The 9,327-nt window shown below is 40.4% G+C and carries 14 protein-coding genes; 6 read left to right on the forward strand and 8 right to left on the reverse strand.

The genetic code is table 11. The annotated features are described in order from the left end of the window. Positions 1–106: 106 nt before the first annotated feature. A complete protein-coding gene (locus tag A6M13_RS07350; RefSeq protein WP_066544551.1) occupies positions 107–688 on the forward strand; it encodes a TetR/AcrR family transcriptional regulator in 582 nt (193 codons plus the stop codon). Here A6M13_RS07350 and A6M13_RS07355 read toward each other — a convergent pair. The 7 genes from A6M13_RS07355 to A6M13_RS07375 form a co-directional block, all read right to left on the reverse strand. Then, positions 672–1,610 carry an iron-containing alcohol dehydrogenase gene (locus A6M13_RS07355; protein WP_342669473.1) on the reverse strand — a complete coding sequence of 313 codons (939 nt, stop codon included), beginning with the start codon at positions 1,608–1,610 and terminating at the stop codon, positions 672–674. The two genes, A6M13_RS07350 and A6M13_RS07355, sit on opposite strands and share 17 nt — an antisense overlap. Then, a complete protein-coding gene (locus tag A6M13_RS16660) occupies positions 1,579–1,899 on the reverse strand; it encodes an iron-containing alcohol dehydrogenase (RefSeq protein ID WP_342669472.1) in 321 nt (106 codons plus the stop codon). The genes A6M13_RS07355 and A6M13_RS16660 overlap by 32 nt, the downstream gene beginning before the upstream one ends. A gap of 169 nt (positions 1,900–2,068) precedes the next feature. Beyond that, a complete protein-coding gene (locus A6M13_RS16600) occupies positions 2,069–2,194 on the reverse strand; it encodes a hypothetical protein (protein ID WP_281181712.1) in 126 nt (41 codons plus the stop codon). An 85-nt stretch (positions 2,195–2,279) separates the two neighbouring features. Beyond that, positions 2,280–2,699 (reverse strand): hypothetical protein, encoded by a 420-nt coding sequence (locus A6M13_RS07360; protein ID WP_066544552.1) that lies wholly within the window; start codon positions 2,697–2,699, stop codon positions 2,280–2,282. Between the two features lie 9 nt (positions 2,700–2,708). Further along, entirely contained in the window at positions 2,709–3,086 is a 378-nt protein-coding gene (locus tag A6M13_RS07365) for a hypothetical protein (RefSeq protein ID WP_066544553.1), read from the reverse strand. Positions 3,087–3,228: 142 nt separating this feature from the next. Continuing rightward, entirely contained in the window at positions 3,229–3,987 is a 759-nt protein-coding gene (locus A6M13_RS07370; RefSeq protein WP_066544555.1) for a glucose 1-dehydrogenase, read from the reverse strand. Between the two features lie 198 nt (positions 3,988–4,185). Beyond that, positions 4,186–4,476, reverse strand: coding sequence for a MafI2 family immunity protein (locus A6M13_RS07375; protein WP_066544557.1), 291 nt, complete (start codon positions 4,474–4,476; stop codon positions 4,186–4,188). A 190-nt stretch (positions 4,477–4,666) separates the two neighbouring features. On the opposite strand from A6M13_RS07375, the gene A6M13_RS16720 reads away from it, so the two are divergent. Continuing rightward, positions 4,667–4,780 carry a DUF2711 family protein gene (locus A6M13_RS16720; protein ID WP_083998266.1) on the forward strand — a complete coding sequence of 38 codons (114 nt, stop codon included), beginning with the start codon at positions 4,667–4,669 and terminating at the stop codon, positions 4,778–4,780. A 526-nt stretch (positions 4,781–5,306) separates the two neighbouring features. Here A6M13_RS16720 and A6M13_RS07385 read toward each other — a convergent pair. Next, positions 5,307–5,906 (reverse strand): TetR/AcrR family transcriptional regulator, encoded by a 600-nt coding sequence (locus A6M13_RS07385; RefSeq protein WP_066544561.1) that lies wholly within the window; start codon positions 5,904–5,906, stop codon positions 5,307–5,309. Between the two features lie 135 nt (positions 5,907–6,041). On the opposite strand from A6M13_RS07385, the gene A6M13_RS07390 reads away from it, so the two are divergent. From A6M13_RS07390 to A6M13_RS07405, 4 genes are all read left to right on the forward strand, one after another. Then, positions 6,042–6,815, forward strand: a complete 774-nt coding sequence (locus tag A6M13_RS07390; protein ID WP_211270300.1) for an SDR family NAD(P)-dependent oxidoreductase — start codon at positions 6,042–6,044, stop codon at positions 6,813–6,815. Positions 6,816–6,855: 40 nt separating this feature from the next. Further along, positions 6,856–7,638: a glucose 1-dehydrogenase gene (locus A6M13_RS07395; protein WP_066544564.1), complete on the forward strand. Its 783-nt coding sequence runs from the start codon at positions 6,856–6,858 to the stop codon at positions 7,636–7,638. Between the two features lie 193 nt (positions 7,639–7,831). Continuing rightward, on the forward strand, positions 7,832–8,293 hold the full coding sequence (locus A6M13_RS07400; protein ID WP_066544566.1) for a hypothetical protein: 462 nt from the start codon (positions 7,832–7,834) through the stop codon (positions 8,291–8,293). Positions 8,294–8,606: 313 nt separating this feature from the next. Continuing rightward, positions 8,607–9,068: a CarD family transcriptional regulator gene (locus A6M13_RS07405; RefSeq protein WP_083998268.1), complete on the forward strand. Its 462-nt coding sequence runs from the start codon at positions 8,607–8,609 to the stop codon at positions 9,066–9,068. Positions 9,069–9,327 lie beyond the last annotated feature (259 nt).

Raw genomic sequence — 9,327 nt, forward strand, 5'->3', positions numbered from 1 at the left:
CCCCTAAAAGTGCTGAACACATTGTTCATTGCTAATTTTATTGTAAAATGGAGACAAAACGAAAGCAATGAACAATGTTTACACATCTGTTCAGTGGGAGGTCACCATGTCCATTTATGAAGAAATGAATGCCAAAACGCAGCAACATATCGAACAAACATTTTTAGCACTGCTTGCCGAAAAACCGTTTAGTAAAATTTCGGTACGTGATATTACAACAAAGGCGGCATTAAATCGTGGCACATTTTATTTACATTACACCGATAAATTTGATTTACTCGCACAAATTGAGGCACATTATTTACAACGTTTAGCCGAGATTTCACAAGCGATTGAACCGTCAATTGTACTGCAAGAGGCACGTGATGGCGAATTGTCACAGTTTTCTGCGCAAGTGTTTGCCTATATCGCTTCTGATTTCGAAAGCTTCCGTGTATTATTATCAGCACATAATGCGTCAGGCTTTGCGCGTCGCCTTCAGCAGCAATTTAAAGCACAATTTTTACAAAAATATGCCCATACATCCTTCCAGCAACACCGTGTGCCGTTGCACTATGTGGCAGCTTTTGCGGCATCTGCCTTTTTAGGAATGATTGAAGAATGGATACAAAGCGACGAGCAAGAAAGCCCTGAGCAACTTGCCGATTATTTTGTAAATACCATTTTACTGATTAAAGAATATGAATAGCGCCATGCCCTTGCAGTTTTTTGTACATCGCTTCAAACTGCGCTTTTGTATAAATAACAGGCACAGGATAGAGCGGATTTGCTTCTGCGTACGCGCGTGATGCCATAAGCGGGATATCGGCAGACTGAAGGATTGGCAAATGTGTCGGTATCGACATTGCTTCATTCAATTGTCGAATTGTTTGAATAAACAACTCCGCATTCGCACGCGCTCCCCACTTTGCATTTCCGATGCCACTTTTTATTGCCAGCTGTGATAACGGTATATAAATGGTCGCACCATAGCTCTCTAACACATGCGGTAAAATAACGGCATTCGCGAGTCCGTGTGGCACATGATAAAAGCCACTTAATGTATGTGAAATCACGTGAACATTACCAACAAATGCACGCGTAAATGCCGCGCCTGCAAAATATGATGCCTTTTGCATTGCTTGTCGTGCCTCGATGTCCGTCGGGTTCGTATAGGCACGCTGTAAGTACGTCATAATGAGTCGTGTTGCTTCTTCACTGTACATATTCGTTAATGCCGTGGTACTGCGCCCGATATACGCTTCAATCGCATGAGTTAACGCATCCATGCCTGTTGTAGCGGTAATATGCGGCGGTAAATTGATTGTGAGAAGCGGGTCTAGTACTGCCACGTCAGGCACGAGAACAGGGTCATTAATCGCATATTTTTCATGTGTCTGTGGATTGGAAATGACCGCTGCTACGGTGGCTTCACTACCTGTACCGGCTGTTGTTGGAATCGCAATAAACGGTGGCAACGGTTTACGTACATGTAATTGCCCCTTTAACTGTGACAGCTCTTTTGTTGGTCGCACTAATTTTGCGCCGACTGCTTTTGCACAGTCAATAACAGAGCCACCACCAAATGCAATGAGTGCCTCACATTGCTTGCTGTTCTTTATATAGTGTATACGCTTTCATAATTGTTGGAATCGTTGGGTTTGGTGTAATGTCATCATACACCGTCACCTGTATGTTACCTTCATGCAATGCGTACAATAAGCCATCAATGAGCCCTAGTTTTCGTAGCTCTTTATCCGTTACCATCAATACACGCTGGATAGAGCGCTCCTGTAAATAGGAAGGAACTTTGTACACCGCGTGCTGACCTTCTACTAAATACGGCTCTTTCCAAGAGATTGTATATATTAGTTGTTTATAAGCTTTTTGGTATAAACGATACGCTGTATGCTTCATCATCTTCCCCTCATTTCTACTAGTTACTGTATACTGTATTCGTCATTTGTCTGATATTCCCTTTTAATACAATGTAAAACACTACATTCTAAAAAGTTCTCGGAAAACAAAAAAGAGCTATGTGATAAACTGCTGCCACATAACCCCCTATTTGCTTTATGAAATGAATGTATTATCCTAACCACTGCTGATTATACGCAATCAATCCAAGAACAGCGCCTATTCCTGCACCGCAAAAAATACTAATCACCCACGCTGATGTACTCGTACGTTTTGTTCCTATCTTTTTTTCTGTCATTCTTCTCGCTCCTTTGTCGTTATAGTATGTATACGATAACAAACACGATGAGTTTCGAATAAATAAAAATATTCCAAAAAATAAATTAGCACGCGGCACACATCACATAATCGTTACCGTAATGTACCGCTTCAAATAGTTCACGTACGAGCATGTAAAAGGCATGTGCATCGTCATCATACTCAGCTGCACTTACGCCATCCTTCGTTTGAAATACACCACGTGCGTCGATCGCAACGGTTGCGCTAATTTGGTCATCATGTACATATGTAATTGTCACGGCAGTGTCCCAGTCAATTGGTACATTTACTTGCTGTGTTTTTGGTAAATCTTCATACGCCTCTATAAGTGCTTTTAGCGTCTGTTTATTTATATCCAGCTCAGTATACATATGATTTTGATCGCTAATTGTTATCGTATCTGCTTTCAACGGTTGTTTGGCTGTAACACTTAGCGCAAGACATATACTACAAACGGCTATTACAAACAGCGTTATTTTTTTCATATTGCCTCCTTAAAACTGTTCGACACCGAAAAACTGTGTCAATGGTTGTTGTCGTCCGCCGTTATGCCACGCCACATACTCAGCAAATACGCGGTGGACATCTCCGTGATAACGCGCTTCTACAAGATGATGCACAGCCGCAGCACTGCGCCAATAGTTGAGCATAATTGCCGCAAGTGACGGCGTTTGATAACTATTTATGCCAAAATCGTCTAATGAAAACATGCCGTAATATGGTGTAAAATGTGCGATTAGTAACGCATCCATTGCGCGTTTCTGGTCGTACACTTCTGCTGCTAACGTCCACTTTTGCGATAAATATTCACACATGCCTTCCTCAAACCAAATACTCGTATGACGTTCATCATCAAATTCATCATAAAACAAATCGATGTGATGCGTCAGCTCATGTGCTAATACGCAAAAATATGCTTCATGTTATCAGCTCCTTTTTTGTTTCATTATAGCAGTTCGCACAAAAAAGCTGTGTCCTTCTCAAATAAGAGAAAGGCACAGCTGTTATACAAATTTAGTATGCGCTCCAGCCTGCATCAGCTGCCAGCACAACACCATTAATATATGATGATTCATCGCTTGCTAAAAATAGTGCGATATTCGCAATCTCTTCTGGTGATGCACTACGGTTCATCAAGCTAACGCCACGTGTCGCCTGCTTTAAACCAAACATATCATAGCCTTCAATTGATTGTGTTAAGCCCGTGTCCACTTGTGCTGGGGCAATCGCATTACAACGTACACCTTGCTCTCCGTATGTTGACGCGATATTTTTTGTCATCCCGGCCACCGCGTGTTTTGCCGCTGTGTATGTTAAACCGCCACGGCCACCTGTTATACCTGTAATAGAAGCTAAGTTAATGATGACCCCACTTCCTTGCGCTGTAAATACCGGTAAAATTTTACGAGAACCACGCATTACGCCACCTACGTTAATGTCCATCACACGGCTCCAAATGGCATCGTCTACATTGTGTGCTGCCTGCATATAATCTAACACACCGGCACAGTTTACTAAAATATCCACTTGTCCGAAGTGCGCCACGGTGTCGTCTACCATCCGTTGAATATCTTCTTCAGACGCCACGTTCACCTTCACACCAAATGCCTCAAAGCCTTGCGCTTGGAATTCCGTTACCGTTTGCTGTAATGCTTCCTCGTTAAAATCGGCTAACGATACTTTTGCACCGTTTTTCGCATAAGTTGCGGCAATCGCCTTGCCAATACCATTCGCCCCACCTGTAATAATGGCTACTTTATTTTCTAATCGCATGCTACTATCTCCTCGCATCATATTATTCCTCTGTAGTATACGCCCGTCATCCAAAATATTCAAAAGAAAACGTATAAAATAAGAGATACTAAAGGGAAAACGCTCCTTTTTGATATCATAAAAGCTTCGGTAACGAGAAGCATTCTCTTATGAACGATCAGTTTTAAAATCTTCAAAAAACGTCGGATAATCATATTTTTATAGACGTGCATATAGCCAATGATAGTAAGGCTCATGCTGAACGTGAAGCGTTGACGGATGTGTAATATATTGCTCTTCACAATGCCTAACCTCTGGAAAGTCTGCGATGATTTCTGTTGCGGCAATACTTAAACGGTCTATTTCCTCTTCGGTCGGTACTTCATCGAAATAGACCGTCCAAATGAGTGTCTGATTCTCAATGTTGGCATAAACAGCTTTTGTATTTTTGGACAATGCTAAAAATAACGCTCGTTGCCCACTCACAATTAGTGGTATATTTGCTTGCATGTGTTTCACCCCAAATGATAGATTGTACAGCTTTATTCATAATAACAAGCGGTTATTTTCATACATCGTATATGACAAGACAGCTGAAATGGTGCTATAAACAAAGTTCTTCCCGCTAATGCTAGATAGGCTGACCAACATACATTATTATCACTATAAATATTAAGCACTAACACAAGGAATTGAGAAGATGGTATATATTAGGCTTGATGACTCGCCTATTTTACAGCAAGTTTCTAAAGATTTTAAATCTGCTGCTATACTTTTTCATTTATTTGTTCAAATTCCTAAAAATTGGACTTAATAAAAAAATACATCCTCTTGAGCATATCTATCGAACAGCTGAAGAACAGTTAGAGTTTCTACATCCTATTGATGATGGAAATCACAGGGCTAACTTCATATAAAAAGATGATCATTATTAATGACCTCCATTTCAGTACTTACACTAATGGTTATTACGACCTCGTCACCGTTGGATAGCTTGCTTTGCCTGTTTAATATAACTGTAATCACTGCCTTAACCGCATCCAAATCTTTGATGATTTCTTCATCCGCAGGTCCATTCGCATTATCATACTTAAACATGTCATGCATAAATTGCTGTTAGGCAAAATCGTGGCTTACTGTGCTTTCACCATTTTCTAAAAGGCCGTAATCTCTGACATTTCATTGTCGTTACACACCCTTACTAAAAAAGCACTACTCATTGTCATGATTGCAATAGCTAGCTTGCATCGTTTCATCTTTATTCCCCTCTTCTCCGCTTCACTACAGCTATAAACGACTATACGAAACGATGCTTACGGCAAAAGGTCGCTTTTTTCAGATTAGTCCGTCTGCTCAATATCCTTTATGACGAAGCCTTTTGCCATTGTCTGTAAAATACCAATGAGGCGTTCGGTCATTTCGATTGGCGTAATGTTAAAGTCATTGGCAATCCAATCCGTAATGAAGCCGGCTGTTCCGTGCGCCATATAACGCTTTTGCGCCCTATCGTCTACCACCTTAATGCCATATTGAATATCAAAATTTTGTTGCAATACACTAAAGATGGCTTCTGGTAATTGTTGATGCATGTACGGCAATGTATCCTTTAACAGCAGCAATGTAAAATAATCGCGATTATCGTATATATAATAAAGTAAATCAAAGGACTTTGTTGTCATCGCTTGGACATCAACGCGGCTTTTATCATTATATTTTGACGTGCAATAATGCTGGATATTACGAAACATTTCTCGCATTAATTCTTCTACAAGTTCGTCAATATTTTTGTAATACACATAAAAAGTAGTGCGATTATATTGCGCATAGTCTACAACATCTTTCACTGTGACGGCACTATAACCTTTTTCATGAACAAGCATAATAAATGCCTTTTTGAAAAAACTTTTTGTGCGTTCAGCTTTGGTCAAACTAACTTTCATGTTGCTTTCCTCCCTCATTTCCAACACTTTTAGTGAAAATGTTGATAACACCGACATTATAACAAATAGTAATGATGGTTTACACAATGACAAATACGTAAACTATAGGAGTAGTCTTACTAATAGGAGGTCTTTATGATGAAATTTGAAAACAAAGCGATTATTATTACCGGCGCAGCAGGTGGCATTGGGAAAGAAATTGCACATAAATTAGCGGCTGAAGGAGCGCAATTAACATTAGTTGATGTAAATGAAGTAGCTTTGAAAGCAGTTGTAGAAGAATTAGGTTTAACAGCTGACCGTGTATTAACGGTAAAAACAGATGTGTCGAAAGAAGCCGATGTTAAAAATTACGTCGATCAAACCGTTGAAAAATTCGGGCGTATTGATGGCTTTGTCAATAACGCTGGTGTTGAAGGTCCTGCAAAAGCAATTGAAGATATTACAGAAGCAGACTTTGACTTCGTGTACGGCATTAACGTAAAAGGCGCATTTTATGGCATTAAATACGTGCTACCTATTATGAAAAAACAGCAAGCAGGCTCTATTGTAAACACAGCTTCTGTAGCGGGATTAATCGGTTCTCCACAAATGATGCTATATAACTCTTCAAAACACGCATTAATGGGTATTAATAAAGTAGCAGCGTTAGAAGCTGCACCATTTAATGTACGTGTAAATACCGTAAACCCAGGTGTCATTAACACGCAAATGATGCGCCAAATCGAATCAAAAGTTGCGCCAGGTGCGGCAGATGCGGCTCAATCTGCCTATGCAGAAGCGGTGCCAATGAAGCGTTACGGCGAACCACAAGAAGTAGCAAACTTAGTAGTATTCTTATTATCAGATGAAGCATCATACATTAGCTCATCATCTTACACGGTTGACGGCGGCTTATACAACGTCTAAACCACATCTATGCATACAAACCATATTGGAGGAGATTCATTTGAAACGTTTTGACAATAAAGTAGTTATCGTAACAGGTGCTGGCTCTGGTCTTGGCCAAGCCGCAACTCTGCAATTAGCAGAAGAAGGCGCTAAGCTTGTATTAGTCGATTTAAGTGAAGCAGGCTTACAAGAAACACAACAAAAGGTACTAGCTATCGCCCCTCAAGCTGAAACATTATTAATCACGGCAAACGTAGCAGATGAACAAGCTGTAAAAGGCTTTGTCGATGCTACTGTTGAGAAATTCGGTCAAATTGACGGTTTCTTTAATAACGCTGGTATTGAAGGGAAACAAAACTTAACCGAGGACTTCGGCATTGATGAGTTCGAGAAAGTTATATCGATTAACTTAAACGGTGTATTTTACGGCATGAAATATGTGTTAAAAATTATGAAAAAACAAGGTTACGGCTCAATCGTTAACACAGCGTCTGTTGGTGGTATTCGCGGTGTCGGTAATCAATCTGGCTACGCCGCATCCAAGCACGGCGTTGTTGGTTTAACACGCAACTCTGCAATTGAATACGGTCAATTTGGCATATCGGTGAAAGCAATTGCACCTGGTGCGATTATGACACCAATGGTAGAAGGTTCTTTACGCCAAATGGGTGGCGATAATTGGGAAGAAGTTGGAAAAGAGTTCGTCAAACCAAACCCGATGCGTCGTTTCGGTAAACCAGAAGAAGTGGGCTATTTAGTCGCATTTTTACTATCGAATCACGCAGACTTTATTAACGGTGTTGTTGTACCAATTGATGGCGGTCAATCGTATAAATATTAATCCTTTGAAGCGGTGGATGGTCTAAAGGCATACACGCACTCACGTAAATAAGCTCCCGACATTGCGTTGGGAGCTTGTTGTCGTTATTGATGTATAGTATACAGTTTCTGACAAAGGCTCTATCGGTTTTTGGCTTACAGACACGAGTATGATACAGTAAACATACGAAATGATATCAATGAGGTGGTAATGTATGAAAAAATGGCAACTCGTCTTACTAAGCTTTATCGGTATTGTACTGCTGACCATCATGTATCAGCAGCACCAAACGATTGTGAAATACCGAGAGATTCCGTATCACTCGTTAGAATTGCTCGCCTATCCTATCGCCAAAATTATAGAGTTGCATGAAAATCCGCGCAATCTTGCGGAAGCAGAGCGACAACAAATGATAGCGGATGAAGTCGTTGCATTTTCAACCATCTTCAATTATGCAGGTATGGGCTTAACAACCGAGCCAAACATAAAGGATGTATATTATGCAACGTATTCAGAAACGCGCGTTGATTTTGCGGTACAACTTAAGCAATATATAGAAGCTACAACACCCGAAGAACAAGAAGCGGCCTTTCAACTTCTGCAACACGAGTACGAGACGTACCAGCAGTTTCTAGCACCGCTAGAAGAAGTACGACTTCCTGACCCAAGTGCGTAATAGCCTTTGGAACGGAGAGCATGAAAATAACATATTTTGACCGTTCATTCACCCCAACCACAAAGGAGCGACAGTGCTATGTACCGTTGTTCCTTTTTGTAATATCTTCACGTTCATTGTCCTGCCTGCATCTTCTCAAACTTCGTCCCATATAATGTGATAATTAGTTTGTGTATATGATTTTGCGATATGCCCTCTGCACAAATAACAAAAAATTGACAATAAATATACACGTATGTTATCATTAAAAATTTGATTAGTTTTCATATACATGGTAGCATAAAGAGAGTTAGGCAATACGGAGGTGGATTCATTGTTTCAAATTGGCGAACATATTATTTATCCAATGCGCGGAGCAGGTACGATTAAAGCGGTGGAAGAACAAGAAGCGTTCGGGAAAATCCAGACATATTATATCATTACGATGGCTCTTAACGGTGCACAAATTATGATTCCTACTCATCAAACTGCACAGTCAAATATTCGTCGCATTACAGATATTGCAGAGTTACAAAATATTTTACACATTTTTCAACACGGGCAGCCACATACGTTACTACCGTGGCGAGAACGTTATAAACAAAATACAGCAAAAGTAAAGAGCGGTACTTTACAAAATTGTGCTGAAGTTGTTCGTGATTTACGACATATGCAAAAAGAAAAGCCACTGAATACGAGCGAAAAACAAATGTTGGCACATGCCCATACATTTTTGTTAAATGAGTTGGTGCTCATTCCTGGTATTACTGAAAACGAGCTAAACAGCTTTTCTTAACAGCCTCCTCTTTACACAGACTTATGTACAACCGACTGTGCGATGTATGTAGTGCTTATGAACGCTCGTTGCGAAAACGACTTTGATTCCGCTCATCCACTGTGTAAGACAAGGGTTTTCTATACGCGTATAAAAACAAAGAGGCTGGGACAAAACCCCCTCTAAATTGAACAAAGCATCGGCGAATGGTAAATTCGCCGGTGCTTTGTTTTATGTATACATGTAACGGCGAGTTGGCTCCGTTTCGGGCGACGCTTTT

This window comes from Caryophanon tenue (assembly GCF_001700315.1).
In the GTDB taxonomy this organism is placed as follows: domain Bacteria; phylum Bacillota; class Bacilli; order Bacillales_A; family Planococcaceae; genus Caryophanon; species Caryophanon tenue.

What these genes read in the sequence shown, in the direction of transcription:
- A6M13_RS07350 (WP_066544551.1), top strand. Translation starts at nt 107, where the DNA reads ATGTCCATTTATGAAGAAATGAATGCCAAAACGCAGCAACATATCGAA.
- A6M13_RS16660 (WP_342669472.1), bottom strand. Translation starts at nt 1,899, where the DNA reads ATGATGAAGCATACAGCGTATCGTTTATACCAAAAAGCTTATAAACAA.
- A6M13_RS16600 (WP_281181712.1), bottom strand. Translation starts at nt 2,194, where the DNA reads ATGACAGAAAAAAAGATAGGAACAAAACGTACGAGTACATCAGCGTGG.
- A6M13_RS07360 (WP_066544552.1), bottom strand. Translation starts at nt 2,699, where the DNA reads ATGAAAAAAATAACGCTGTTTGTAATAGCCGTTTGTAGTATATGTCTT.
- A6M13_RS07370 (WP_066544555.1), bottom strand. Translation starts at nt 3,987, where the DNA reads ATGCGATTAGAAAATAAAGTAGCCATTATTACAGGTGGGGCGAATGGT.
- A6M13_RS07375 (WP_066544557.1), bottom strand. Translation starts at nt 4,476, where the DNA reads ATGCAAGCAAATATACCACTAATTGTGAGTGGGCAACGAGCGTTATTT.
- A6M13_RS16720 (WP_083998266.1), top strand. Translation starts at nt 4,667, where the DNA reads ATGGTATATATTAGGCTTGATGACTCGCCTATTTTACAGCAAGTTTCT.
- A6M13_RS07385 (WP_066544561.1), bottom strand. Translation starts at nt 5,906, where the DNA reads ATGAAAGTTAGTTTGACCAAAGCTGAACGCACAAAAAGTTTTTTCAAA.
- A6M13_RS07390 (WP_211270300.1), top strand. Translation starts at nt 6,042, where the DNA reads ATGATGAAATTTGAAAACAAAGCGATTATTATTACCGGCGCAGCAGGT.
- A6M13_RS07400 (WP_066544566.1), top strand. Translation starts at nt 7,832, where the DNA reads ATGAAAAAATGGCAACTCGTCTTACTAAGCTTTATCGGTATTGTACTG.